Raw genomic sequence first — 24,333 nt, 5'->3', positions numbered from 1 at the left:
TTAGTGTCCCGACCCATGGCGAAGCCGGCCAAGCGCAGGGTGGAGGGGACCGGAGCGGCGAGCAGGTCCGGATCGGGGTCGACCTCGACCGACGCCTCGGGCTCGTCGGCGACGAGCAAGCGGGTCACCCCCAAGGCCGACCAGCGCGCCGGCGGCCGCTACACCCCGCCCCGCACCGGCGCGGTTAAGGGCCCGAGCCCGCGCTGGGTGCCCGTGCTCATGTTCGGCCTGTGGGCGCTGGGCCTGCTCGTGATCATCCTCAACTACATGGGCGTGCTGCCCGGGTCCTCCGACGGTGGCAACGGGTGGTACCTCGTCGCCGGCCTGGCCTCGATCCTCGGCGGCATCATGGTCGCCACCCAGTACCGCTGAGCACGGACGGGGCGCCGCCGGACCGGCGATCGGGGGCGGCGGCACGACGGTGAACGCCGCTCGGCGCGCCGGATCCGACATGACCGCCGGGTTGCGCACGTTTCCGGAAGGTGACAAGTCCCAGTCTCGTCCACAGGCTGTGGACCGGGGTACGCCGTGGCCACACCGCCACGCTCCGCGCGATCCCGCCTCTCAGTCGATCCGAGCGACGAGCGCTCACTCGATGGGAGCGACGGGCGCTCACTCGATGGGAGCGACGAGCGCTCACTCGATGGGAGCGACGAGCTCCATGTCCTCCATGCAGTGGCGCGGCGGTTCGGGGTCCTCGGTCGGCGCCGCGGTCATGCGGACCTCGGCCCCGCAGATCGAGCACCGGTAGACCAGCTTCACCTTGCGGATGGTCCCCGGCTCGGGCGGCTCGGGCGGCGGCGTGGCGAAGGACTGCAGGAAGAACCAGCCGGCCCGCAGGATGACCACGCCCAGCAGCACGGCCGCCAGCGTCGGCAGGAGCGGCGTGTCGAGCGCCAGGCTCACGCCCACGGCCAGCACCGCCAGCACGACGAGCCACAGGGCCAGCCGCGCCCACCGGTTCGTCACCCGACGGGTCGGGGCGTCGGTCTGGTCGACGATGTCGTGCTGGGGCATCCGATGACGCACGGTACCGGACCCCGTCCCGGGGCCCACGGCGCCACACCCATCTCGGGGACCTCCCCATGAAGCCCCCGAACGCGAACTCGGGGCCCACGAGTCGCTCAGCGACCCGTGGACCCCAAGTTCGTCAGATCTCGGCTCAGCCCAGGCGCTCGATCACCGTGGCGTTGGCCATGCCCCCGCCCTCGCACATCGTCTGGAGGCCGTAGCGGCCGCCGGTGCGCTCGAGCTCGTTGAGCATCGTGGCGAGCAGCTTGGTGCCCGAGCCGCCGAGCGGGTGGCCCAGGGCGATCGCGCCGCCGTTGGGGTTCACCTTGCTCATGTCGGGGTGGTGCTCCTTCTCCCACGCGAGCACGACCGACGCGAAGGCCTCGTTGACCTCGATGTGGTCGAAGTCGTCGATGCCGAGGCCGCTCTTGTCGATCGCCTTGGTGGTGGCGGGGATCGGGCCCGTCAGCATGCGGACCGGGTCGACGCCGGCGAGGGCGAACGTGTGGAAACGGGCTCGCGGGGTGAGGCCGAGGGCGGCGGCCTTGTCGGCGCTCATGATCAGCGCGGCCGAGGCGCCGTCGCAGATCTGCGAGCTGTTGCCCGCCGTGACCTTGCCGTCGGGCAGGAACGAGGGCTTCAGCTTGGCGAGGCCCTCGACGGTCGTGCCGGGGCGGATGCCCTCGTCGGAGGTCACCAGGTCGTCGAGCTCCTTGACCTCACCGGACTCCTTGTCGCGGATCTTGGAGCGGACGGGGATGATCTCGTTGTCGAAGCGGCCCTCGTCGCGGGCCTGCTCGGCGCGGGCCTGGGACTGGGCGCCGAAGGTGTCGAGGTCCTCGCGGGACAGGCCCCACTCGTTGGCGATGATCTCGGCCGAGATGCCCTGGCCGACGAGGCCCTTGTGGCCCTCGATCAGCTCGACGTCGGCGTAGCGGTTGTAGGCCGCGCCGAACGGGAAGCCCACGCCGTTGCCGATCGAGGCGCCCATCGGGACGAGGCTCATGACCTCGACGCCGGCGGCGATCACGACGTCGTACGCGCCGGCCAGGACGCCCTGCGCCGCGAAGTGGGCGGCCTGCTGGGACGAGCCGCACTGGCGGTCGACGGTGGTGGACGGGATCTCCTCGGGCCAGCCGGCGGCGAGCACGGCGTTGCGGCCGACGTTGAGCGCCTGGGCGCCGGCCTGCATGACGCAGCCCATGATCACGTCGTCGACCAGCGCCGGGTCGAGGTCGTTTCGCTCGGCGAGCGCCTTGAGCGTCTCGGCGGCGAGATCGACCGGGTGCCAGCCGGAGAGGGCGCCGTTGCGGCGTCCGCCGGGTGTCCGGACGATGTCGATGATCACTGCGTCGGGCATGCGGGTCCCCCTCGGGATGGCCGTCGAGTCCGGGCGGGTCCGGGTGCTCGTCCGGTGGCTGGTCGTCCGACCGGCCGAACTAGACCGATCGGTCAAGAGTCTGCAGCGCGCGGTCGGGACGGTCCAAGTCGGACCACCGGGGGTCGCGGGCTCGTGACCGCGGTCACCCCACTAACCTCGGCCCACCGAGGCGGCGCGGACCGCGCTCGCCCCACGTCCGTCCACCCGCACGACCAGACCAGGAGGCACCCGATGGGTTCCGTGACCAAGGCCGACCTCGACCAGATGGTGGCCGGCACGACGGTGGCGCGCGAGTTCGTCGACACCGTCGCCAAGTACGGCGGCGAGACGGCCATCCGCTGGATGCAGCCCGACGGGTCGCTCGGCTCCGTCACGTTCGCCGAGGTCGGCGAGCGGGCCGCCCGCGCCGCGGCCGGGTTCCGGTCGCTCGGCGTCCAGCCCGGCGACCGCGTCGTGCTGATGATGCGCAACATCCCCGAGTTCCACTGGATCGACCTCGGGGTCCTGCTGTGCGGCGCCACGCCCGTGTCGATCTACAACTCCTCGTCGCCCGACCAGGTCGAGTACCTCGTCGGCCACTGCGGCGCCGTGGTCGCCGTCGTCGAGGACAAGGACTTCCTCGCCAAGTTCGAGCCGGTGCGCGACAAGCTGGTCGACCTGCGCACGATCGTCACCGTCGTCGACCCGCCGCACCTGCCCGACGGCGTCGTCGGCCACTCGGTGCTCACCGACGCCGAGCCCGTCGACCTCGCCGAGGCGGCCGCGATCGGCAAGCCCGAGGACCTCGCCACGATCATCTACACGTCCGGCACCACCGGTAGCCCCAAGGGCGTGATGATCAGCAACTACAACGTCTGCTGGGTCCTCGAGTCCGGCCTGTTGTCCTACGGCTGGACCCGCGAGGAGATGCAGGGCAAGCGGGTGGTCTCCTACCTGCCGATGGCCCACATCGCCGAGCGGATCGTCTCGCAGTACTCGCTCGCCCTCGCCGGCCTCGAGGTCACGACGTGCCCCGAGACCTCGGCGCTGCTCCCGCACCTGATCGCCGTGCGGCCGAACATCGCCTTCGGCGTGCCCCGGGTGTGGGAGAAGCTCTACGCCGGTGTGACCGCGGCGCTCGCCGCCGACCCCGAGAAGGCCGAGAAGTTCAACGAGGCGGTCGAGGCGGCCATCCCGATCCGGGAGAAGATGACCTTCGGCGAGGCCACCGACGAGGAGATCGCCACCTACGAGTTCCTCGACGCCGTCGCCTTCAGCACGGTCCGAGAGCTCGTGGGCCTCGACCAGTGCCAGATGGCCATCAGCGGGGCCGCCCCGATCCCGGCCGACCTCATCCGCTGGTTCCGGGCCATCGGCGTGCCGTTCGCCGAGGTCTACGGGATGAGCGAGAACACCGGCGCGATGTCCTTCGAGCGGGTCCGGGTGAAGCCCGGCACCGTCGGCCGGGCGATGCCCGGCTCCGAGCTGGCGATCTTCCCCGACGGCGAGGTCTGCTGCCGCGGCGGCCACGTGTTCGTCGGCTACCTCAACGACCCCGAGAAGACGGCCGAGACCGTCGACGAGGACGGTTGGCTCCACTCGGGCGACATCGGCGAGATCGACGACGAGGGCTACCTCCGCATCGTCGACCGCAAGAAGGAGCTCATCATCACCGCGGGCGGCAAGAACATCTCGCCCGCCAACCTCGAGGCCGAGCTGAAGTCGATCCCCCTGGTCGCCCAGGCCGCGGTGATCGGCGACAACCGCCCCTTCGTGTCGGCGCTGCTCGTGCTCGACGGCGAGGTCGCCCCCGGTTGGGCGGCCCGCCACGGCATCCAGTACTCGTCCCTCGAGGAGCTGGCCGCGCACCCCGAGGTGCAGGCCGCCATCTCCGACGGCGTGGAGCAGGCGATGGCCGGCTTCAACAACGCCGAGCGGGTCAAGAAGTGGACGCTGCTCACCGAGGAGTGGCTGCCCGACACCGAGCTCCTCACGCCGACCTTCAAGCTCAAGCGCCGCGGCATCAACGAGCGCTTCGAGAAGGAGATCGAGGAGCTGTACTCCTGAGCGCCTAGTTCTGGAAGTCGGGCGGCAGCGGTGCCAGGCCGAGGGCGATCGCCAGGGCGTTGAGGTCCAGGCCGTTGAGGTTGGCGATCGCCACGGCGATCAGCCCGGCGAGGATCCCGTAGCGGGCGTTCGGGTTCTTCTCGAAGACCTCGGGCGCCAGCGCCTCGGCCAGGCCCGGGATCAGCAGCGCGAACGTGCCGAACGTCGAGACGAGGACCACCGGATCGGCGGCGGCCGCCTGCACGATCGGGGCGATGTCGGGCCGTCCGAGGATGCCCATCATCGCCGAGAGCGCCCGCAGCAGGTCGGGGCCGAGGACCTTGGACAGGCCGTTCAGGGCGGCGACGACCTGCGGGGTGAGCCCGGCCGCCAGGTTCGAGATCGAGCCCAGGACGAAGTTGACGTTCGGGTCCAGGTTGGCGGCGTTGCCGAGCTGGGCGAACTTCGACGGGTCGGTGCGCAGGGCGACGCCGAACAGCACCGCGAGGATGGCGAGGCTCGACTTGTCGCCGGCCAGGCGGCCCAGGCCGTTGGGGTCGGCGACCTTGAGCACGCCGCCGATGGCGTCGACGACCTTGGGGTCGACCGTGGTGGCCGCCGCCAGCAGCGAGGCGATCGCGAGCGGGTCGACGCCCTTGATGGCCACGGCGGCCGCCGGGTCGAGCTGCGCCGCCAGCATGAGGATCGTGGTGGCCAGCTTGGGGTCGAGCTTCCCTCCGGCCGCCAGCTGCTTGACCATCGTCGGGTCCAGCCCGGCGAGCACGCCGGCCAGGGCGCGCACGGTGTCGGGCGAGATGTTCATCTGCGCCAGGGCCGCCGGGTCCATGCCGGTCAGCGCCGCGATCTGACCGAGGTCCATGCCCGTCAGCTGCGCCAGCAGCTGCGGGTCGGACGCGAGCTGCGCGACGAGCTTGGTGAGGTCCTCGCTGTTGGCGTTGGCGGTCCGCGCCGATGACCCCGACGAGCTGCCGGAGCCGCCGGACCCGCCGCCCTTGACGGTCGTCGAGGTCTGCAACGAGACGTCGTCGGGGGAGCCGGCCGAGACCTCGGCGGTGTCGACGGACTTCGAGCAGGAGGTGGCGAGGACGGCGAGCGCGACGAGCACGGCCGTCACCACCCCGGTCGCGCCCCTGGATCCCACAGCTCCTCCACCCCGGTGACCCGACCGACGGGCCGGGCCCCGCACCCCTCAAACGGTAGGGAGCAGGGCGCTCCCGGGCAAGGCACCCGCCGTGGGCGCTTCCCCTACCCCTCAGCCCCGGCGCCGGCCCCGGGGGTCCTTCCGCGTCGCCCGCATGCCGGGGAGCTGGCCCAGGCGGTCCCGTTCCGGGTCGACCGTCACGTACCTCGGATCGATCTCGCCCGGCCGCAGCGGTCGCATCAGCAGGTCCATCGCCGTCCACATCATCCGCGACGACGGGAAGAACAGCAGCGGGCCGAACAGCGCGATGGCGATCTCGGCGATCAGCAGCGCGCCGTAGGGCGGGTGCGGGTAGCCGATGAGGCTCCCGGCGAGCAGCACGATCAGCATCGTCCCGAACACGACCGTGGTGTTGAGGCCGAGCGAGCCGATCCAGTGGCCCTCGACGCGCTCGAACAGCAGCGTGCAGGTGGGGCAGCGCTCCTCCATCCGGAACCAGCGGTGGAAGATGTGGCCGCCCCCGCAGGCGGGGCACCGCTGGGCGAGGCCTCGCGCCAGCATCACCGTCGGTCGGACGTCGATCTGGATCGCGGAGGGGACCTCCTTGCGAGGGGCCCGGCGAGGCGGCGGAGCGGCCATCGGTCCCATCTTGGACCCGCCACGCGCGACGGGGCCAGCGACCGTCTTCGGCGGCTCGTTACGCAGGATCGGGGCCGAGCAGCGCCTCGAGGTCCTCGACGTCGAGGCGGGTCGCCTCGGGGAGGAGGCGGGCCGGGAACTGCTGCGGCGAGGCGCCGACGAGCTTGACCACCTCGCCGTCGTCGAGCTCGAGCACGTAGAGCCGCCACGGCCCGGTGCGGACGCGGGCGGTGGCGATCCGCGCCTGCGGCGTCCGGCGGACGGTGACCCACGCGACGACGTCGCGCACCTCGCCGCCGGTCCCGTCCGGTGCGGGCCCGATCTCGACCGAGCACCCCCGGATCGCGAGGAGGGCGCCGACACCGACCAGGCCGGGCACGACGATCGCCGCGACGGCCGCCGCGCCCACGCCGTCGTCGGTCGAGGCGACCCAGATGGTCGACGCCACCGCGAGCGACAGCCCGATGACCGCGAGCACGAGCAGCGGCGCCGCCAGCACGCTCGTCCCGCGCAGCCGGATCCGGTCTGAGCGGCGGTGCAGGGTCATCCCCGATCGACCGTAGCCGCCGATCCCCGTCCCGTACCGTGGGGCGACAGCGCAGCGCGGACCGCGATCGAGGGAAGGAGCGCCGGTGGGTGCAGCAGTGGGAGCCGACGGTCCGGCCCGCATCCTGGTGGCCGACGACGACCGGGCGATCCGCGAGTCGCTCGACCGCCTGCTCGGCCTCGAGGGCCACCGCGTCACGGCCGTCGCCGACGGGGCCGCGGCGCTCGAGGCGGTGCACGACGGCGTCGTCGACCTGGTCGTGCTCGACCTGATGATGCCGACGATCGACGGGCTCACCGTGTGCCGGCTCCTGCGGTCCGAGGGCAGCCGGGTCCCGATCCTGATGCTGACCGCCCGCACCGAGACCTCCGACCGCGTGGCCGGGCTCGACGCCGGCGCGGACGACTACCTGCCCAAGCCGTTCGACCCCGACGAGCTGCTCGCCCGCGTCCGGGCGCTCCTGCGGCGCAGCCGTCCCGACGGCCCCGCCGCCCAGGCGTCGCCGACGCTGCAGGTCGGCGACCTCCGGCTCGACCCCGCGGCCCGGCGGGCGTGGCGCGGGGACCGGGAGGTCGAGCTGTCGAAGACCGAGTTCGACCTGCTCGAGCTGCTGATGTTCAACGCCGGCATCGTGCTCGACCGCACCCGGATCTACGAGGAGATCTGGGGCTACGACTTCGGGCCCGACTCCAAGAACCTCGCCGTCTACATCAGCTACCTCCGGCGGAAGGTGGACGGCGACGCCGAGGTGAAGCTCATCCACACCGTCCGCGGCGTCGGCTACACGATCCGGGAGGACTGAGCGTGCGGCGCGGGGGCGAGGCGGTCCGGTGAGCCTCCGGCTGAAGTTCGTGCTGGCCCTCGTCGGACTGGTCGCGGTGGCGACGGTCGCGATCGGCGCGTTCAGCTACGGCACGACGCGCAACGAGCTCCTCGGCCAGCTCGACGACTCGCTGCGGGCGTCGCGCGACGACGTCGTGGCCCAGCTGCAGCGGCCGGGCAGCCTCGACCGCGTCTTCGGGGAGGACCGGACGGGCTTCCGCAGCCGCGGTGACGTCATCGTGCAGCTGGTGGTGGAGGACGGGACCGTGTCGTCGGCCGAGGGCCCGACGCTCCCCGTGGACGCCGAGGACCGCGAGCGGGCGCGGTCGACGGGCGTGCACTCGTGGATGCGCGACGTGTCGAGCGGCGACGACGAGTACCGGGTCCTCACGACGTCGCTCGGCAGCGGCGACGCCGTGCAGGTGGCGCGCAGCCTCGAGGAGACCGACGAGGTGCTCGCAGCGCTGCGGCGCCGGATCCTGGTCGCGTCGGTGGTGGTGATCGCGCTCGCGGCGGTGGTCGGCGCCGTCCTCGCCCGCCAGCTCACGCGCCGGCTCGTGCGGTTGACGGCCGCGGCGGACCAGGTGCGGGCGACGGGCCAGCTCGACGTGCCCGTGCCCGTCGAGGGCGGCGACGAGACCGGCCGCCTGGGCGCGGCGTTCAGCGACATGCTCGCCTCGCTGGCCCGGTCCCGGGACTCCCAGCAGCGGCTGGTGCAGGACGCCGGCCACGAGCTGCGCACCCCGCTGACCAGCCTCCGCACCAACGTGTACACGCTGCGCCGCGCCGACGACCTCGATCCCGACGACCGCCGGCGGGTGCTCGACGACCTGGAGAGCGAGTCCCTGGAGCTCACCCGCCTCGTCGACGAGGTGGTCGAGGTGGCGACGGACCGGCGTGGCGACGAGCCCGAGGCGCCCGTCGACCTCGGCGGGCTCGTCACCAGGGTGGCGACCCGGGCCGAGCAGCGGTCGGGTCGGCGGGTCGAGGTCCACCTCCTCGACGCCGCCACGGTGATCGGCCGCCCGCTGGCCCTCGAGCGCGCGGTCGGCAACCTGGTCGAGAACGCTCTGAAGTTCGACGCCTCGGGCGGACCGATCCAGGTGACGTGCGAGGGCGGGCGGATCGAGGTCGCCGACCGGGGCCCGGGCATCGCGCCGGCCGACCGCGACCACGTCTTCGACCGCTTCTACCGCTCGGACGCGGCCCGCAGCCGGCCCGGGTCCGGGCTCGGGCTGTCCATCGTGGCCGACGTCGTCGGCCGCCACGGCGGGCGCACCTTCGTGGCCGACCGCGCCGGCGGTGGCGCCGTGGTCGGGTTCGTGCTGCCCGTCGGCTGACGCCCGTGCGGCCCGACAGGACGGGCCGCGGCGGCGTTAGTGTCCGCCGCCATGCAGGAACGGGACCCACGGGTCAGGTTGGAGGTCGAGGGCGCCGTCGCCGTCATCACCAACGACAACCCCGACAAGCACAACGCCTTCGACGACGCGATGGACGCCGCCCTCTTCGACATCCTCGCCGAGCTGCGGGGTCGACCCGAGATCCGAGCGGTCGTCTGGCGGGGGGAGGGGCGGTCGTGGTCCTCGGGGCGCGACGTCGGCTCCATCGGCACCAACAGGACCGAGATGACCCACCACGAGCTGATGACCCGGGGCATCCGCGGCATCCAGCAGCTGTGGGAGCTCGAGGCGCCGGTCATCGTGGCCATCCACGGCTGGGCGCTCGGCGGCTCGTTCCAGCGGGCCCTGCTGTGCGACATCCGCATCGCCAGCACCGACGCCCGGTTCATGCTCCCCGAGGTCGGCCACGGCGTGATCCCCGACACCGGCGGCGTCGCCGTCCTCTACGAGATGTGCGGCCACGGGCTGGTCAGCGACATGGTCCTGACCGGTCGCCGGCTCTCGGCCGACGAGGCGCTGGCCCACGGGATCGTGTCGCGCGTCGTGCCGCGCGAGGAGCTCGACTCGACCGCGATGGAGATGGCCGAGAAGATCGCCGCCGCACCGGCGGTGACCGTGAAGATGGCCCGACGGGTGATCAGCCACCTCGCCCGACCGCAGGTGCGGGCCTCCATGGAGGACGAGCTGATCTACCAGACGTTCGTGAACCGGAGCGACGACATGGCCGAGCTCCGCGCCGCCCGTGCCGAGGAGCGCGAGCCGCGCTACCGGGGCAGCTGAGACCGAGGGGAGCAGACATGGCAGGAGGACGCGACGTGGACGGTGCCGGCGACGGGCGGATCGGGCTGCCGCACCCGCCCGCGGTCGGCGACACCGCGCTGAAGCCCGGGACGTTCGACGGGGTGTGCGCGTTCGTGACCGGCGCCGGGACCGGTCTCGGCAAGGGGATCGCCGCCGAGTTCGCCCGACTCGGGGCCGACGTGGTGATCGCCAGCCGCAAGCCCGAGCACCTCGCAGCCGGGCAGGCCGCGATCGAGGCGATCGGCGCCCGCGTGCTGACCGTCGAGTGCGACATCCGCGACGCGGACTCGATCGCCGCGGCCTTCGACGCGGCCGAGGAGCGCTTCGGCCTGCCGCAGGTCCTCGTCAACAACGCCGCGGCCAACTTCCCGGTCCCCGCCGAGGACATGTCGCCGAACGCCTGGCGGACCGTGGTCGACATCACGCTGACCGGCACCTTCCTGTGCTGCCGCGAGTTCGGCCGGCGGCACCTCGAGGCCGGCACGCCCGGGTCGATCATCAGCGTGGGCGCGAGCTACGCGTGGACCGGCGGTCCGGGCTTCGTGCACTCCGCCGCGGCGAAGGCCGGCGTGAAGAACCTCACCGAGTCGCTCGCCGTCGAGTGGGGTCCGTACGGGATCCAGGTCAACTGCCTGGTGCCGGGCCTCTTCCCGCACGAGGACATGACCGACGACATCCGCGGCAACCTCGACCGCACCCACGACAAGGACGTGTGCCAGCCGGCCCTGCGGGTCGGCGAGCGCCAGGAGCTCGGTTGGGCCGCGACCTTCCTCGCGTCGCCCTACGGCCGGTTCATCTCGGGCCACACGCTGGTGGTCGACGGCGCGAACTGGCAGCGCCGGTCGATGACGAACCCCGAGGTCGTCACGATCCGCGACCAGATGGGCCGCCCGCCGTTCGAGCGCTGAGCCGCCCGCTCACCAGCGGGAGCGGGACTCCTCGGCGAAGCCGAGGATCCCGTCGACGGCGAGCTCGGTGCCGTCGTCGGCCACCACCGTGCCCGACCAGGTGCCGAACACCTGGTGGACCTCGGTGCCGAGGACGAGCGCCTCGATCCTCGTGTGCTTGTCGTAGGTGGGCGTCAGCGTGAGGTCCATGCGGCCGCCCGGGTCGACCACCCGCCACGGTGCTGTGGGCCGGTCCCAGTCGTAGTACCAGGCCAGCTCGTCGCCGAGCTTGTGCAGCCGGCCGTCGACGATGATCCCGTTCTCGGTGGAGCCGGTCCCCTCGGTCCACCGGCCGCCGATCTGGATGCCGACGACCTCGCCGGTCGTGGCCGCACCGGCGCCCCCACCCCAGTTCCAGCGGGTCGAGTAGGGCCAGCGGCCCCGTCCGACGTCGAGCACGCCCCACGCCTCGGCGTCGCCGCCGACCTCGATCCGCTCGTCGCCGACGACCAGCTCGCCGCGGGCCGGTCGGGCCTGGTGCTTGGACGTGTACTGGAACGTCCGGTCGCTCCAGGGGATCACCACGTTCAGCGACTCGTGCCCGGGCGGTCGCGCCACGACCACGTCGAGCCGCGCCGGCGTGCCGTCGGCCTCGGTCCAGGCGGCGGACAGCCTCGTGCCGTCGTCGTCGTCGGTCAGGTCGAGCACCTGGTGCCGCGACGCGGCCCGCAGCGGCTCGGTGCCGGGCCGGTCGGGCAGCCGGATGCCCGGGGCCCCGGGGACGCTGCGGTTGCGGCCGCCGGTCCGACCGGTGCGGAGGTCCACCCACCAGACGTCGGTGATGCCCAGGTAGTCCACGTCCGCGTAGGTGACCGACAGTGCGTGGGTGGGCGTGAGCACCGCCCAGTAGTCCCAGCGCTTCGTGCGGCCCCACCCGCCGGCGAGGTTGCAGTCGTGCAGCGGGACGCGGGACCACCCACGGGCCTCGGGGGCGAGCAGTCGCCCGCCGGGCAGGCACAGCTCGACGGGTTCGGTGATCTCCCGCTCGTGGGTCAGCGTGACCGTTGCGACCATCGCCCGAGTCTGCCGGATCGCCGCGACGGCCGTTCTGACGACCGGTCAGCCGGACAGGGCTGGCGGACAGGGAGGCCGACGGCATCGATGCTGAGACGGTCCCACAAATCCTTCGCAACGCTAATTAGCAACGCTATAGACTGTGCCCATGTCCCCGTCCCGCACCACCTCCGTCACCCCGGCGGCCCCGGCCGAGCTGGTCGCCGAGGGCCTGCTGGTGTCCACCGTGCGGCTGGCCCGACGGCTCCGGCAGCTCTCCGACGCACGGCTCACCCCCAGCCAGCACTCGGTCATGACCTCGATCAACCGCCACGGCCCCCTGACGCTGGGCGCGCTGGCCGAGGTCGAGCGCGTCGCCCCGCCGACGATCAGCCGCGTGGTGGCCAAGCTCGAGTCCGACGGCCTCGTCGAGCGCCGCACCGATCCCACCGACGGCCGGATCGTCCGCGTCGTCGTCACCGACAGCGGCGCCGACATGCTCGCCGCCGCCCGGTCACGGAAGGTGGCCTGGCTGGGCGAGCACCTGTCGCAGCTGTCGCCCGAGGACCGCGACGCCGTCGCCGCCGCGATCGGCGCCCTGGAACGACTGGTGGAGCTGCCGTGACCGAGCACCTGCGCCACTTCGGCCAGGAGACGTTCGCGTCGCTCCGCGTCCGGAACTTCCGCCTGTTCTTCGTCGGCCAGGGCATCTCGCAGGTCGGCAACTGGATGACGATGGTCGCCCAGTCCCTCCTGGTGCTCTCGCTGACCGACTCCGGCGTGGCGCTCGGCCTGCTGGCCGTCGCGCAGTTCGGTCCGATCCTGGTGCTGGGCCCGTGGGCCGGCCTGGTGGCGGACCGGTCCGACAAGCGGCGGCTGCTGATCGTCGTGCAGTCGCTGGCCATGCTGCAGTCGTTCCTGCTGGCGATCGTCGCCTTCACCGGCGGCCCGGTCTGGACGATCTACGCGGTCGCGTTCTTCGGCGGCCTGACGGTGGCGTTCGACAACCCGGCGCGCCGCGCCTTCGTGGTCGAGATGGTCCCCGAGGACCTGGTGCCCAACGCCGTGAGCCTCAACAGCGCGCTGATGACGTCGTCCCGCGTGATCGGTCCGGCGCTGGCCGGTCTGCTGATCACCACGGCGGGCTACGGCTGGGCCTTCCTCCTCGACGGCATCTCCTACATCGCCGTGATCGTGTCGTTCTGGATGATGCGGACCCGCGAGCTCCGACCCAGCCCGGTCGCGGCCCGGACGAAGGGTCAGATCCGCGAGAGCTTCCGCTACGTGCGGCGCATGCCCGAGCTGTTCGTCCCGCTGGTGATGATGGGCGTGGTCGGCACGCTGGCGTTCAACTTCAACACCGTGATGCCGCTGTTCGTCACCCGCGACCTCGACGGCACCGACGCCATCTTCACGATCCTGTTCTCGGTCGTGAGCGTGGGCTCCTTGGTGGGCGCGCTCGTCGCCGCCCGCCGCACCGAGGTCAGCGTGTGGAACGTGGGCACGGCGTCGCTCGGGTTCGGCGTCTCGCTCGCCCTGCTCGCGATCGTGCCCAACCTGGGCGTGGCGCTGCCGGTCGGCCTCCTGCTCGGAGTGTGCTCGATCACGTTCCTCACGATGTCGACCGCGATCGTGCAGCTCCGCTCGGCGCCCGAGATGCGCGGCCGGGTGCTCGCCCTGCAGGCGATGCTCTTCCTCGGCAGCACGCCGATCGGCGGTCCGATCGTCGGCTGGGTCGCGCAGGAGTTCGGGGCCCGATGGTCGCTGGTGCTGGGCGCGGTCGCCTGCCTCGCCGCCGGCGCCTGGGGCATGGCCGTCGTCGGCCGCGACGATCGGGGCCGGTCCCTGGACGCCGCGATCGACGACTCGCTCAGCCCGACGAGCTGACCAGCTCGGGCACGGCGGCGGCCTTGCGGTCGGCCTCGCACGCAGTGCGGACGTGGCAGCCCTTGAGGTGGTCGTTGACCAGCCCCACCGACTGCATGGCCGCGTAGGCGGTCGTCGGGCCGACGAAGCGGAAGCCCATGCGCTTGAGCTCCTTGGAGAGCGCGACCGACTCGTCGGTCCGCGCCGGCAGCTCCCGGAGGTCGGCGGGCACGGGCCGCCCGCGCCGGCGGGGCTCGAAGGACCACACGAGCGCGGCGAGCGAGCCGTACCGCTCCTGGGTGGCGAGCACCGCCGACGCGTTGTCGATCGCCGCGGTGATCTTGCCCCGGTGCCGCACGATGCCGGCGTCGGCCAGCAGCCGCTCGACGTCGGCCTCGGTGTAGCCGGCGACGACCGCCGGGTCGAAGCCGTCGAAGGCGGCGCGGAAGTTCTCTCGCTTGCGCAGGATCGTCAGCCACGAGAGCCCGGACTGGAAGCCCTCGAGGCAGAGCTTCTCGTACAGCCGGACGTCGTCGGTGACCGGCCGCCCCCACTCGTCGTCGTGGTAGGCCGCGTAGTCGGGTGTGCTCGCCCCCCACCCGCAGCGGCGACGTCCGTCGTCGCCCTTGACCAGTCCCATCTCCATCGGTGCTCCCAACACGGTGCGCTCCCTGCTCGTGGCCCCGGCGGCGTGGGCCGGCCGGGGTGGAGGGGGAAGCGGCGTCGCGGTGGCGACGTGCGGGCACCGTAGCGAGGCGGTGCGACACCGGACCGACCGGCGACCCGGTGATCCAGGACCACCGGGGCGCGGGCCCGATCGGCGCGACGCCCAGGGAGCTCTGCGGTGCGCCCCAGGGCCCGCCCAGGCCCGCCCCCGACGATGGGCGCATGGAACAGGACGACCTTACCTCGCACACCGACGACCGCCGCCCGCGCGGTGGCCACGACGAGACGGGCGCCATCGCCGGTCGCCGTCGCGCCCTCGCCGTGATCGGGGGCGCCGGTCTGGCCGGCCTCGCGGCCGTCGCCGCCGCCTGCTCGCCGGGCACCGGTGCGCCGGCCTCGGGAGGTTCGGGCGGTTCGGGCGCGACCTCGACGACCGCGGCCGTCGGTTCGGGCGGCTCCGGCGGCACCTCGACCACCGCGGACGGCGCCAGCTGCTCCGAGATCCCCGACGAGACGGCGGGGCCGTACCCGGGCGACGGCTCCAACGGCGCGCAGGTGCTCACCCAGGATGGCGTGGTGCGCTCCGACATCCGCTCCAGCTTCGGCAGCTCGACGACGACCGTCGACGGCATCCCGCTGACCGTCCACCTCGACGTGTCCGACACCTCGAACGGCTGCGACCCGCTGCAGGGCGCTGCCGTCTACCTGTGGCACGCCGACCCGCAGGGTCGCTACTCGATGTACTCGAACGGCGTGAGGGACGAGAACTCCCTCCGTGGCGTCCAGGTGACCGACGCCGACGGACGGGTCACGTTCACGACCGTCGTGCCGGGCTGCTACGACGGCCGGTGGCCCCACATCCACTTCGAGGTGTACCCGGACGTCGGATCGATCACGAGCGCCCGCAACGCGATGAAGACGACGCAGCTGGCGTTCCCCACGGCGATGCTGAGCACGGCCTACGCCGCGTCGTCGCTGTACCCGACCAGCACGTCGAACCTCTCGCGGGTCTCGCTCGAGGACGACAACGTCTTCGGCGACGACGACGGCGTGCACCAGGTCGCGACGATGACGGGCGACCCGACGTCGGGCTACACCGCCACGCTGGCCGTCCCGGTGTGAGTCGGGCGGGTCGCCGCGATCGATCGGATCAGGCCGGCGGCCCGGTCGGCGGGCTCGTGGGCGGCCCGGTCGGCGGTCCCTGGATCGGCTCCGACCCGCCACCGGCCCCCGGCACGGCGCCGGGCCCTGGCACGGCGCCGGGCGCGCCGCCCGAGTTCCACTCGCTGACGCGGGTCGAGTAGCCGCTCTGCTGGGGCAGGGATCCGGTCGTCATCACGAACTCGAACTGCCGGCGGGCGTAGTCGGTGACCGGCTCGACGGTGACGCCCGTGCCGTAGGCGCAGATCTCGCTCCACTGGCCGATCGCGCCGGAGTCGAACCGCATGCCGATGATCGCGGTGCTGCCGAGCTGGCGGGCCTCCTCGACCATGCGGGCCATCGCCTCGCTGCGGCTCTGGGCGAGGAGCTTGGTGAACTCGGGGATCTCGCCGCCGCCGATCGACCGCAGCCCGGCGATGCAGCCGGCGCCGATGTTCCTGGCCCGGACGGTGAGGCCGAAGATCTCGCCCTGGACGCTGGTGATCTCGTAGCCGGGGAGGTCGAAGCCTGTGGTGATCAACATGGCGCCGACGCTAGGCCCGCCCCGGTGCCGGGACGGCCGCCGGGTTCACGGGATCGTAACGGTGGAGCCCTTCCGCCGAACCGGGCGCGGTGGCGATGATCGTCGGCGATGCCACCCGCCTCGTCGACCGACGTCCTCGACCCGCTCGCGCCGGAGTTCGTCCGCGACCCGCACCCCCTCTTCGACGCGCTGCGGGCGACCGGCCCGGTCGTCCGGGACCGGATCGGCTGGTCGACGATCGACTACGCGACGAGCGAGGCCGCGTTCCACGACGTGGCGCTGGTGCCGGGCATCGACCACCTGCTGGTCGACCGCGGCATCGAGCCCCTGTGGGCGGCCCCCGACCACTCGCTGACCGACGCCGAGGGCGAGGCCCACCGGCGGCTGCGCCGGGCCGTCAGCCCGTGGTTCAGCGTCCGGCGCATCGGCATGCTCCGCGACCGGACCCGCGACCTCGTCGACGACCTGCTGGCGGGCGCGCCCGACGCGGCCGATCCCGGCGAGCTCGACGTGATGGCGGGGCTCGCCGACGTGGTGCCGGCGCGGTTGTTCTGCTGGATGGTCGGCGCGTCGGACGAGGACGCCGACGAGCTGATCCGCATGTCCAAGGTGCTGCTGTCGGTGTTCACCGCCACCGACGAGATGGTCGAGCCGGTCCGGGTGGTGAAGGAGGAGGTGGCGGCCTTCGCCGACGAGCTGCTCGCCGTGCGCCGGGCGCGGCCGGCCGACGACCTGGCCACCGCGCTGCTCGAGGCGGAGCGGTCCGGCGGCATCGAGCGCGGTGACGCCGCCCACCTGCTCGAGGAGCTGCTCAGCGCCTCGGTCGACAACACGGCCAACACCACGGCGCTCGCGCTGCTCACGCTCGCCGAGCACCCCGACGCGTGGGCCGCCGTGCACGACGACCCGGCGCTGCTCGGCGCCGCGGTCGAGGAGTGCGGCCGGTACCAGCCGGCGATCCGCCACACGATCAAGGCCGCGGTCGCGCCGACGACCGTGGGCGACGTGGCGGTCGAGCCGGGGGAGTTCGTCACGATCCGCATCGCCGCCGCGCACCGGGACCCCGCGGTCTACGACGACCCGCACACCTTCGACCTCCACCGGGCCTCGCCGGCATCGCAGCTCGCGTTCGGAGCCGGGCGCCACTACTGCCTGGGCGCCGCCCTCGGGCGCATGGAGGTGACCGAGATGGTCGGGGCGCTGGTGGCGCGCTGGCCGGCGGCCGAGGTGCGCGACGGCGTCGACATGGACCTGAACGTGTCGGGCATCGTCCGCTCGCTGCCGCTCGGACCGGTGTCGTGACCGAGGGGTGGGACCGCCCGGTCCCGCACTGGAGCGGCGACCCGTTCGCCGCGCGCACCACGGTCCACGGGCTGCCGTCGGACCAGGTGCGCTCGGCGCTGCACAAGCACGTGCGGCGCGGTCGCGTCGACGAGGCGGTGGCGGCGGCGATCGAGCTGTGCCGCACCGACGCCGAGCACGAGGCCGAGATGTGGCGACGGCTGCAGGTGCTCGCGGCCGAGGACGTCGGCCTGGGCGACCCGACGGCGATCGCGGTCGTGCGGGCCTGCCACGAGGCGGCCGACGACACCGAGCCGGGGTCCTACGACCGGATGGTGTTCGCGGCCCACGCGGCCGGCCACCTCGCCGGCGCGCCGAAGGACCCCACGCTCGGGGAGCTCATGCAGGTGCTGCTCCACACCGACCGGGCGCCCGAGATCCCGCCGGAGGCGATCGACGTCCACACCCGTGCCGGCCAGGAGGCGGGGCGGACGATGGAGGACTGGTTCGTCGACGCCAACGTGCTCGAGCCCGAGGTCGCCGACCGCGACCGCTCGCACCAGGACCGCCTCCGCGACCTCTACCACGACCTCGACCCCAGCGACGGCTGACCTCCGCCGTCCGGCCCCGCCGTCCGCCTCCCGTTCTGGCGTCGATTTCCGTCGCTCTGCGACGGAAATCGACGCCGAAACGACGGGTGTAGCGCGCGATGGTGGGCGCGAGCGCGCGTTGGTGCGCGCGCAAATCCGCGGAACTGTCCGACCCCACGGTTAGGTTGGCGGCCATGGGTCGACCCCGCCTGAGCGACGAGCCGCGCATCGCCACCGCCGTCCGCCTCCCCGAGTCCGTCCACCGTCGGCTGCACGACGCCGCGACCGAGCGCGACGTGTCCGCCAACCTGCTCGTGACCAGGGCGGTCACCGAGTACCTGGACCGCCTGCCCAGCGCGGACGAGGTGCTCGGCTCGTGAGCGCCCGTCGCACCGCCGCCGCAGCCGCGGCGGACCCGGCCGCTCCGGCCGACGCGCCGGTGATCGCCGCCCGTCCCCGCCGGCCGCGGCGCGCCACCGCCACCGCCAACTTCGGCTCCGGCCGGAGGGAGGCGCACGACGCCACGGCGTTCTACGACCGCTTCGTCGCCCCCGAGGTGTCCACCGACGCCACGGTCGCCGAGCCCGGCGCCGTCGACGTCGTCCACTGCCACGACGCGCGCGACATGGTCGACGTCCCGTCCGACTCGGTCGCCCTCGTCGTCACGTCGCCCCCGTACTTCGCCGGCAAGGCCTACGAGGAGGAGCTCGGCGTCGGGGGCGTGCCGGCCGACTACTTCGAGTACCTCGACCTGCTGCGCGCCGTCTTCGCCGAGTGCAAGCGCGTCCTCGAGCCGGGCGGTCGCATCGCGGTCAACGTGGCCAACCTCGGCCGCCGGCCGTACCGCTCGCTGTCGGCCGACGTCACGACGATCCTCCAGGACCTGGGCCTGCTGCTGCGGGGCGAGGTCATCTGGTGGAAGGGCCGGGCCGCCGGCGGGTCCTGCGCGTGGGGCACCTTCCAGCGCCCGTCGAACCCGGTGCTCCGCGACGTCACCGAGCGGATCGTCATCGCGAGCAAGGGCCGCTTCGACCGGGCGCTCAGCCCCGCGGATCGGGCCGAGCGCGGCCTCCCCTCCACGACGACGATCTCCCGCGACGAGTTCATGGAGGCCACGACCGACCTCTGGGAGATCGCGCCCGAGAGCGCCACCCGGGTCGGCCACCCCGCTCCCTTCCCGGTCGAGCTGCCGCTGCGGCTGATCGACCTCTACACGTACGAGGGCGACGTCGTGCTCGACCCGTTCATGGGCTCGGGGTCGACCGCGGTGGCGGCGGTGCGCAGCGATCGCCGCTACGTCGGCTTCGACACGGACCCGGACTACGTCAGCATCGCCGATCAGCGCGTCGCCGACGAGGTCGAGCGGCTCGCCCGGACCGACGGGGTCGGCGCCGAGCTCGTCGCCCGCGTGCAGGTCCCGGCCCGCCCTGCACCCGCCGGTACCGCCGACCCGGTGGCCGCCGCGGCGACGGCGGGTCGCCAGGCGCGGGAGGTGGCCGAGCTGCTGCTCGTCGAGTGCGGGTTCACCGAGGTGCGTTCCGAGGTGAAGCCGCGCGGCCTGGGCATCGTGCTCGGCCTCGTCGCCACCGACGCCACGGGCCAGGACTGGGCCTTCGACGTCTCCGGCGGGTTCACGGTGGCCCGCACCGGTCTGCGCCGGGCGGACACGCTCTGGCGCTCGCTCGGCACCGCGTCGGTGCTGCACCAGAGCGCGCACGCGATGCCGACCGTGCTGCTCAGCACCGACCTGCCGCCCCGCAGCACCGCCGGCCGCCAGGCCCTCCGGAGCATGACCGGGCCGGGCCTCCCGGTCGCCGACGTGATCGAGCTGCTCGACGCCGACGGTCGGGCCCGCCTGGCGCGCTACGCGGCCGAGGGCACCGCCGCGCTCGGCTGACCGCCCCCGCGGCCGGGCGCCGTCACTTCACCGGCGGGCACCCGAGCGTGCGGATGGCATCGCCGCCGCCGGTCCCGACGACGATCGCGCACACCGAGCGGGCACCCGGTGGGAGGACGGACGGTGGTCAGGCCACGCCGTCGAACACGTCGGCGAGCCAGTCCATCACCCGCTCGTCGCGCAGGCCGCGGGCCGCGGGCTCGCAGTGCCACGACGCCCCCTCGGACTCGGTGAACCGGGCGAGCGTCGAGCCGCTGACGAGCTGGTGGAGCTCCTCGGACTGGCCCGGCCAGAACTGCTCGTGGTCGGGCGACGTGATGAGCAGCGGTGTGCTGATCTGCGACGCGGTGGCGGCGTCGAGGCGCATGGCGCGGGCCGCCTGGTAGGCGTCGAAGAACGAGTCGGTCCCGTACGGGTCCATCCGCCACCGCAGCTGCGCCAGTGCCTGCGGCGAGTCCTCGAGGCCGACCTCCATGAACGCGTCGAAGTCGGCGCGATCGCCCTCGTCGAGGATGCCGACCATCGACTCCGGCAGGTGCGACAGCCAGGAGTCGCCGACCCGGGTCACGCCCGGGTCCGCCACGCCGGCGGCGAGCCGGTGCTCGAACGCGAGCGCCCGCGGCACCCAGTACCCGGCCTGGCTGACGCCGATGACGGCCAGGCGGTCGGGGTCGACGTCGGGCCGGGTCAGCAGGTGGTCGACCACCGGCGTGAGGACCGCCTCCCAGTCACCTCGGAAGTGGAGGCCGTGGCGGTACAGCGACGCGCCCTGACCGGGACCGTCGTACGTCATGGCGTTCCAGCCCCGCTCGACCGCAGCGGCCGCGCCCGCCGACCACATGTCGCACACCGGGCCGTCGCTGCCGTTCGTGAGGATGATCGTCGGTCGGCGCTCGCCGACCGACGCGGAAGCGGTCGGCGAGAAGAAGTAGCCCTCGAGGGGGACCGATCCGCCGCCGGCCTCGTCGGTGTAGGGGACGGAGAGCGGCTCGACCGGCGGGTCGAAGGCGGCGACGGCGCGGTCCCACGCCGCGCGGTGCCGCTCCCACAGCGCCGTGGCCGCGTCGTGGCCCTGCGAACCGACGGCGTGGGCCGCCGCGGTCGCGAAGTAGCTGCTGGCGCGCAGGTCGGCGGAGCGAGCGCTCTGCGACCGGCCCCTCGACGCGCTGGCCTGCGCCTGGGCCTCGAGCCGCTCGGCCAGGCCGCTGAACACGCGCACCCACGAGTCCTCGTCGCCGTCGGTGACCTCGTCGAAGGCCACCAGCAGCTCGCCGGCGTCGGTGAGGGCTCGGTAGGCGCCGCCGAGGAGGATCAGCCGGTCGAACTCGAACCCGTCGTCGTCGAAGCGTCGTCGCATGCTCGAACCCTACGGTCGCGGTCGCCGAACGACACCGGACCGTTCGGACGGGATGGCCCCTCGGTCGACCGACGAGCCCGGCCCCGAACCCACACGGCCCGGCGCCGCGACGCTGCCGTAGCGTGGACCTCGTGGAGGACGGGCGCGCCGCGGACGAACCGGCCTTCGAGGCGGCCGGCCTGTACGACCCCGCCGCCCCCGACGCCGAGGGCCGGCTGGCGCTCCTGTGCTACCTCAGCGGCCTGGGCGCCGGCATCGAGCGGCTCCGGCAGGCCGATGCCGAGGAGGAGCTCGTCGCCGTCGGCCTCGACCTGCTGCTCGAGGAGGGCGGGCTCACGGTCGACGAGCTGGCCTCGCGGATGGACGTGGCCGTCGAGGACGTGGTCGAGGCGTACCGGCTGGTCGGCGTCGAGATCGCCGACCGCAGCGCGCCCGTCTTCGAGGAGTCCGAGCTCGCCTTCGTCTCGTTGCTCACCGCGACGGTCGACACGTTCCCCGAGGATGCGACCCGCGAGATCCTCCGCGCCATCTCCCTGTCCCTCGCCAGCCTCAGCGCCGCGGCGATCTCGGCCTTCGTCGGGAGCGTCGAGGTCGGCCTCGCCGGCGCGGGCGATCCGCTCGGGCAGGCGACGGTCACGCGGGCCGCGGGCCAGATGGGCCTCGAGCTGGCCGCCGGCCTGAAGCCGTTGCTGCGCCACCACCTGCGCCAGGGCGTGCAGCGCCAGCGGCGGGGCACCCGGCAGAGCGGGGACCGCCTGACGATCGTGACCGCCGTGGGCTTCGTCGACCTCGTCGGCTTCACCGCCCGAACCGCCGAGCTCGACATCGAGGCGCTCATCCACTTCATCGGGGAGTTCCGCGAGCGGACCCACGAGCTGGTCGAGGCCGGCGGCGGTCAGGTCGTGAAGCACATCGGTGACGAGATCATGTTCAGCTGCGCCGACCTCGGCGCCGCCTGCCGCATCGCCCTGTCGCTCGTCGAGGCCTTCGACACCGAGGGCGCGGCGCCTCGGGGCGGGTTGGCGGCGGGCCGCGTGGTGGCCCGCCACGGCGACCTGTACGGCTCGGTGGTGAACCTCGCCTCGCGGCTGGCCGACACCGCGGTCCCCGGCGAGGTGCTCGCGCCGGCCGACGCGGCCGGAGCGCTCGCCGCCGGCGGCGGTGCTCCCGACATCGAGTTCGTGGCGGCCGGTCGGCGGCAGCTCAAGGGGTTCGAGGAGGCCGTCGCCGTCGTCTCGGTGGAGCGCTCCGCCTAGCTGCGCCCGTCCCTCACGATGCCGGCCACGATGCGCAGCGTGAGCACCGCCGCGACGGCGAGGCCGGTGTAGCCCAGCACCTCGTTGACGGTGACCTCGGTGCCCGCCCCGTCGATGCGCAGCAGCAGGACCGAGCCGAGGCCGAGCGCGGTCGTCAGCAGGGCGAGCACGGCCCGGTTGACCAGGGTCGTGACGAGGTCGACGTCACGGGCGTCGCTGAACGCCGACAGGCGGACCGACAGCCGGCCCTGCACGGCCTGGCCGAGCAGGTCGTCGACGCGCTGCGGGAGGCGCTGGAGCCGCGGGAGCTGCTTCATCGCCTCGGCCTCGACGGTCTGGCGCAGGGTGGTGGGGGAGAGGTCGGGGCGCAGCACGCCGCCGGCCTCGGCCATCGCCGCGTCGACCAGCGAGAAGCTGGGGTCGACGGACCGCAGCGTGCCCTCCAGCGTGACGAACGTCCGCCCGAGCGTGGTCATCCACCTCGGCGTCCGCAGGCCGAACTGCCCGAGCATCACCAGCATGTCCTCGAACACGCCGGCGTCGATGCCGGCGCCCTCCCGGACGTGGCGGGCGAGGAACTCGTCGATCGAGCGGTCGAGGTCGGTGGCGACGACGCCGTCGCCGACGACGCCGGCCTGCTCGAGCGCCTGGCGGAGCGCCTCGGCGTCGGCGGACGCGACGCCGACCATCAGCTGCACGAGCACCGCCCGCTGCTGGCGGCCGACCCGCCCGACCGCACCGAGGTCGATCAGCACGACCGTGCCGTCGGGCTCGACGATGATGTTCCCCGGGTGCGGGTCGGCGTGGTACACGCCGGCCACGAAGATGTGCTGGATCATCGTGTGCAGCACGGTGCGCGCGATCGTCGCCGGGTCGTGGCCGGCGTCGCGCAGGCCTCGTACGTCGCCCAGGTCGACGCCGTGGACCCTCTCCTCGGTGAGCACCATGCGCGTCGAGTGGTCGGGGAACATCTCGGGGATGCGCACGCCGCTCCCGACCGGCGTGGCGGCGGTGAGCGCCGCCGCGTTCGTCAGCTCGACGGTGAGGTCGAGCTCCTCCCGGACCCCGGCGAGGAACTCGTCGGCGAGCTCGGCGGGGCGGAGGGTGAGCCCGATCGTCGTGCGGCGCTCGACGACGCCGGCGAGCTGGAGCAGCGCAGCCGAGTCGCGCGCCATCAGCTCGTCCAGTCCCGGCCGTCGCACCTTCACGACGACGTCGGTGCCGTCGGGGGTGGTCGCCCCGTAGACCTGGGCGATCGAGGCGCTCGCGATGGGCGTCCAGTCGAACGTGCGGAACATCGACTCCACGTCCGTGCCGAGCTCGCGCTCGAGGAGCGGTCGCACCTCGGACTCGGACGCCGGCGCGGCCTGGGAGCGCAGCTGCGCGAGCTGGTCGCACAGCGCCGGCGGCAGGAGGTCCGAACGGGTCGAGGCGACCTGGCCGAGCTTCACGAAGACGCCGCCCGCCTCCTCGAGCGTCGAGCGCAACGCCGGGCCCATCGCCGCCACGGACTCCGGGTCCTGGAGGTCGATGCGCCGGGTCAGCAGGCCGTTGCGCCGGGAGATCGACACGAGCTCGCGGTAGCGCCGCAACGACGACAGCGTCGACGGTCCCCGTCCGCCGACTCCGATGAGTCCGGCGGCGTCGCCCTGGCTGAGCGAGCCGACGGGCGCGACCAGGTCGAGGCCGACCGCGACGACCATCGTGAGGATCGTGCCGAAGACCAGCGTCAGGCCGACCATCCGCCAGGAGCTCCACTCCCAGCCGGTGACCACGCCGGCGGCGATGATGCCGCCGACGAAGCCGATCAGCCCCGACGTCGCCAGCTTGACCCAGCCGCGCCGCGAGCCGAGCAGCCGACCGGCGAACCAGGTGATCGCCACGCCGGCCGGCGGGACCAGCACGACCCACGCAGCGGCCGCGGGCCAGTCGACGGTGGCGAGCAGCGGCGTGGTCGATCCCGGACCGGGCATGGAGGGGCTCCTCGTGTCGGCGTCGGCGGAACGCT

At 73.4% G+C, this 24,333-nt stretch carries 24 protein-coding genes; 14 read left to right on the top strand and 10 right to left on the bottom strand.

The window, feature by feature from the left end; genetic code table 11:
* The first annotated feature begins 15 nt into the window (after window positions 1-15).
* Window positions 16-372 carry a cell division protein CrgA gene (locus tag LH044_RS12925; RefSeq protein WP_227755998.1) on the top strand — a complete coding sequence of 119 codons (357 nt, stop codon included), beginning with the start codon at window positions 16-18 and terminating at the stop codon, window positions 370-372.
* Window positions 373-636: 264 nt separating this feature from the next.
* On the opposite strand, the gene LH044_RS12920 is transcribed toward LH044_RS12925, so the two are convergent.
* Both LH044_RS12920 and LH044_RS12915 read right to left on the bottom strand, forming a co-directional pair.
* Complete coding sequence (locus tag LH044_RS12920; RefSeq protein ID WP_227755997.1) at window positions 637-1,017, bottom strand: hypothetical protein; 381 nt, start codon at window positions 1,015-1,017, stop codon at window positions 637-639.
* Between the two features lie 145 nt (window positions 1,018-1,162).
* A complete protein-coding gene (locus LH044_RS12915; RefSeq protein WP_227755996.1) occupies window positions 1,163-2,371 on the bottom strand; it encodes a thiolase family protein in 1,209 nt (402 codons plus the stop codon).
* A 252-nt stretch (window positions 2,372-2,623) separates the two neighbouring features.
* On the opposite strand from LH044_RS12915, the gene LH044_RS12910 reads away from it, so the two are divergent.
* Entirely contained in the window at window positions 2,624-4,438 is a 1,815-nt protein-coding gene (locus LH044_RS12910) for an AMP-dependent synthetase/ligase (protein WP_227755995.1), read from the top strand.
* Between the two features lie 4 nt (window positions 4,439-4,442).
* On the opposite strand, the gene LH044_RS12905 is transcribed toward LH044_RS12910, so the two are convergent.
* The 3 genes from LH044_RS12905 to LH044_RS12895 all read right to left on the bottom strand — a co-directional run bounded on the left by LH044_RS12905 (window position 4,443) and on the right by LH044_RS12895 (window position 6,765).
* Complete coding sequence (locus LH044_RS12905; RefSeq protein WP_227755994.1) at window positions 4,443-5,579, bottom strand: hypothetical protein; 1,137 nt, start codon at window positions 5,577-5,579, stop codon at window positions 4,443-4,445.
* Between the two features lie 111 nt (window positions 5,580-5,690).
* Window positions 5,691-6,218 (bottom strand): RING finger protein, encoded by a 528-nt coding sequence (locus LH044_RS12900; protein ID WP_227755993.1) that lies wholly within the window; start codon window positions 6,216-6,218, stop codon window positions 5,691-5,693.
* Window positions 6,219-6,276: 58 nt separating this feature from the next.
* Window positions 6,277-6,765: a hypothetical protein gene (locus tag LH044_RS12895; protein ID WP_227755992.1), complete on the bottom strand. Its 489-nt coding sequence runs from the start codon at window positions 6,763-6,765 to the stop codon at window positions 6,277-6,279.
* 85 nt (window positions 6,766-6,850) lie between these two features.
* Between LH044_RS12895 and LH044_RS12890 the strand changes: the two genes are divergently transcribed.
* Genes LH044_RS12890 through LH044_RS12875 form a run of 4 tightly spaced genes read left to right on the top strand, consistent with a single transcriptional unit; the run spans window position 6,851 to window position 10,696 of the window.
* A complete protein-coding gene (locus LH044_RS12890) occupies window positions 6,851-7,567 on the top strand; it encodes a response regulator transcription factor (protein ID WP_227755991.1) in 717 nt (238 codons plus the stop codon).
* A 28-nt stretch (window positions 7,568-7,595) separates the two neighbouring features.
* Window positions 7,596-8,927, top strand: a complete 1,332-nt coding sequence (locus LH044_RS12885; protein ID WP_227755990.1) for a sensor histidine kinase — start codon at window positions 7,596-7,598, stop codon at window positions 8,925-8,927.
* A gap of 51 nt (window positions 8,928-8,978) precedes the next feature.
* Window positions 8,979-9,767, top strand: a complete 789-nt coding sequence (locus tag LH044_RS12880) for an enoyl-CoA hydratase/isomerase family protein (protein WP_227755989.1) — start codon at window positions 8,979-8,981, stop codon at window positions 9,765-9,767.
* A gap of 17 nt (window positions 9,768-9,784) precedes the next feature.
* Window positions 9,785-10,696: an SDR family oxidoreductase gene (locus LH044_RS12875; RefSeq protein WP_227755988.1), complete on the top strand. Its 912-nt coding sequence runs from the start codon at window positions 9,785-9,787 to the stop codon at window positions 10,694-10,696.
* Window positions 10,697-10,705: 9 nt separating this feature from the next.
* Here LH044_RS12875 and LH044_RS12870 read toward each other — a convergent pair whose 3' ends face one another.
* The gene (locus LH044_RS12870; RefSeq protein WP_227755987.1) at window positions 10,706-11,749 is read right to left on the bottom strand and encodes a DUF2804 domain-containing protein; all 1,044 of its coding nucleotides are present in this window, start codon (window positions 11,747-11,749) and stop codon (window positions 10,706-10,708) included.
* 148 nt (window positions 11,750-11,897) lie between these two features.
* Between LH044_RS12870 and LH044_RS12865 the strand changes: the two genes are divergently transcribed.
* Together LH044_RS12865 and LH044_RS12860 are read left to right on the top strand one after the other, a co-directional pair.
* Entirely contained in the window at window positions 11,898-12,353 is a 456-nt protein-coding gene (locus LH044_RS12865) for a MarR family winged helix-turn-helix transcriptional regulator (protein WP_227755986.1), read from the top strand.
* Window positions 12,350-13,615, top strand: coding sequence for an MFS transporter (locus LH044_RS12860; protein WP_227755985.1), 1,266 nt, complete (start codon window positions 12,350-12,352; stop codon window positions 13,613-13,615). Before LH044_RS12865 ends, LH044_RS12860 begins: the two co-directional genes overlap by 4 nt.
* Here LH044_RS12860 and LH044_RS12855 read toward each other — a convergent pair.
* On the bottom strand, window positions 13,599-14,240 hold the full coding sequence (locus LH044_RS12855; RefSeq protein ID WP_227755984.1) for a DNA-3-methyladenine glycosylase I: 642 nt from the start codon (window positions 14,238-14,240) through the stop codon (window positions 13,599-13,601). The two genes, LH044_RS12860 and LH044_RS12855, sit on opposite strands and share 17 nt — an antisense overlap.
* 242 nt (window positions 14,241-14,482) lie before the next feature.
* Here LH044_RS12855 and LH044_RS12850 point away from each other — a divergent pair, with 242 nt between their 5' ends.
* A complete protein-coding gene (locus LH044_RS12850; protein ID WP_227755983.1) occupies window positions 14,483-15,382 on the top strand; it encodes a dioxygenase family protein in 900 nt (299 codons plus the stop codon).
* Window positions 15,383-15,410: 28 nt separating this feature from the next.
* Here LH044_RS12850 and LH044_RS12845 read toward each other — a convergent pair whose 3' ends face one another.
* Window positions 15,411-15,944: a YbjQ family protein gene (locus tag LH044_RS12845; protein ID WP_227755982.1), complete on the bottom strand. Its 534-nt coding sequence runs from the start codon at window positions 15,942-15,944 to the stop codon at window positions 15,411-15,413.
* Window positions 15,945-16,052: 108 nt separating this feature from the next.
* Here LH044_RS12845 and LH044_RS12840 point away from each other — a divergent pair, with 108 nt between their 5' ends.
* The 4 genes from LH044_RS12840 to LH044_RS12825 all read left to right on the top strand — a co-directional run bounded on the left by LH044_RS12840 (window position 16,053) and on the right by LH044_RS12825 (window position 19,712).
* Entirely contained in the window at window positions 16,053-17,246 is a 1,194-nt protein-coding gene (locus LH044_RS12840; protein WP_227755981.1) for a cytochrome P450, read from the top strand.
* Window positions 17,243-17,836 (top strand): AAA family ATPase, encoded by a 594-nt coding sequence (locus tag LH044_RS12835; protein WP_227755980.1) that lies wholly within the window; start codon window positions 17,243-17,245, stop codon window positions 17,834-17,836. The genes LH044_RS12840 and LH044_RS12835 overlap by 4 nt, the downstream gene beginning before the upstream one ends.
* Before the next feature lie 173 nt (window positions 17,837-18,009).
* The gene (locus LH044_RS12830) at window positions 18,010-18,195 is read left to right on the top strand and encodes a toxin-antitoxin system HicB family antitoxin (RefSeq protein ID WP_227755979.1); all 186 of its coding nucleotides are present in this window, start codon (window positions 18,010-18,012) and stop codon (window positions 18,193-18,195) included.
* Entirely contained in the window at window positions 18,192-19,712 is a 1,521-nt protein-coding gene (locus tag LH044_RS12825) for a DNA-methyltransferase (protein ID WP_227755978.1), read from the top strand. The genes LH044_RS12830 and LH044_RS12825 overlap by 4 nt, the downstream gene beginning before the upstream one ends.
* Window positions 19,713-19,839: 127 nt before the next feature.
* On the opposite strand, the gene LH044_RS12820 is transcribed toward LH044_RS12825, so the two are convergent.
* Window positions 19,840-21,069, bottom strand: a complete 1,230-nt coding sequence (locus LH044_RS12820; RefSeq protein ID WP_227755977.1) for an alpha/beta hydrolase family protein — start codon at window positions 21,067-21,069, stop codon at window positions 19,840-19,842.
* A 122-nt stretch (window positions 21,070-21,191) separates the two neighbouring features.
* On the opposite strand from LH044_RS12820, the gene LH044_RS12815 reads away from it, so the two are divergent.
* On the top strand, window positions 21,192-22,325 hold the full coding sequence (locus LH044_RS12815) for an adenylate/guanylate cyclase domain-containing protein (RefSeq protein ID WP_227755976.1): 1,134 nt from the start codon (window positions 21,192-21,194) through the stop codon (window positions 22,323-22,325).
* On the opposite strand, the gene LH044_RS12810 is transcribed toward LH044_RS12815, so the two are convergent.
* Window positions 22,322-24,298: an ABC1 kinase family protein gene (locus tag LH044_RS12810; RefSeq protein WP_227755975.1), complete on the bottom strand. Its 1,977-nt coding sequence runs from the start codon at window positions 24,296-24,298 to the stop codon at window positions 22,322-22,324. The genes LH044_RS12815 and LH044_RS12810 overlap by 4 nt on opposite strands.
* Window positions 24,299-24,333 lie beyond the last annotated feature (35 nt).

Origin of the sequence: Dermatobacter hominis, assembly GCF_020715685.1 — a bacterium.
Classification (GTDB): Bacteria; Actinomycetota; Acidimicrobiia; order Acidimicrobiales; family Microtrichaceae; genus Dermatobacter; species Dermatobacter hominis.
The sequence above is the reverse complement of the archived record's forward strand: the minus strand, read 5'-3'. Positions and strand labels throughout refer to the sequence as shown.

Bases quoted from the DNA above. Each gene is read 5' to 3' on its own strand.
- LH044_RS12920 (WP_227755997.1), bottom strand. From the start codon at position 1,017: ATGCCCCAGCACGACATCGTCGACCAGACCGACGCCCCGACCCGTCGG.
- LH044_RS12910 (WP_227755995.1), top strand. From the start codon at position 2,624: ATGGGTTCCGTGACCAAGGCCGACCTCGACCAGATGGTGGCCGGCACG.
- LH044_RS12850 (WP_227755983.1), top strand. From the start codon at position 14,483: ATGGAACAGGACGACCTTACCTCGCACACCGACGACCGCCGCCCGCGC.
- LH044_RS12840 (WP_227755981.1), top strand. From the start codon at position 16,053: ATGCCACCCGCCTCGTCGACCGACGTCCTCGACCCGCTCGCGCCGGAG.
- LH044_RS12845 (WP_227755982.1), bottom strand. From the start codon at position 15,944: ATGTTGATCACCACAGGCTTCGACCTCCCCGGCTACGAGATCACCAGC.
- LH044_RS12880 (WP_227755989.1), top strand. From the start codon at position 8,979: ATGCAGGAACGGGACCCACGGGTCAGGTTGGAGGTCGAGGGCGCCGTC.
- LH044_RS12870 (WP_227755987.1), bottom strand. From the start codon at position 11,749: ATGGTCGCAACGGTCACGCTGACCCACGAGCGGGAGATCACCGAACCC.
- LH044_RS12855 (WP_227755984.1), bottom strand. From the start codon at position 14,240: ATGGAGATGGGACTGGTCAAGGGCGACGACGGACGTCGCCGCTGCGGG.
- LH044_RS12895 (WP_227755992.1), bottom strand. From the start codon at position 6,765: ATGACCCTGCACCGCCGCTCAGACCGGATCCGGCTGCGCGGGACGAGC.
- LH044_RS12875 (WP_227755988.1), top strand. From the start codon at position 9,785: ATGGCAGGAGGACGCGACGTGGACGGTGCCGGCGACGGGCGGATCGGG.
- LH044_RS12925 (WP_227755998.1), top strand. From the start codon at position 16: ATGGCGAAGCCGGCCAAGCGCAGGGTGGAGGGGACCGGAGCGGCGAGC.
- LH044_RS12865 (WP_227755986.1), top strand. From the start codon at position 11,898: ATGTCCCCGTCCCGCACCACCTCCGTCACCCCGGCGGCCCCGGCCGAG.
- LH044_RS12915 (WP_227755996.1), bottom strand. From the start codon at position 2,371: ATGCCCGACGCAGTGATCATCGACATCGTCCGGACACCCGGCGGACGC.
- LH044_RS12830 (WP_227755979.1), top strand. From the start codon at position 18,010: ATGGGTCGACCCCGCCTGAGCGACGAGCCGCGCATCGCCACCGCCGTC.
- LH044_RS12900 (WP_227755993.1), bottom strand. From the start codon at position 6,218: ATGGCCGCTCCGCCGCCTCGCCGGGCCCCTCGCAAGGAGGTCCCCTCC.
- LH044_RS12820 (WP_227755977.1), bottom strand. From the start codon at position 21,069: ATGCGACGACGCTTCGACGACGACGGGTTCGAGTTCGACCGGCTGATC.
- LH044_RS12810 (WP_227755975.1), bottom strand. From the start codon at position 24,298: ATGCCCGGTCCGGGATCGACCACGCCGCTGCTCGCCACCGTCGACTGG.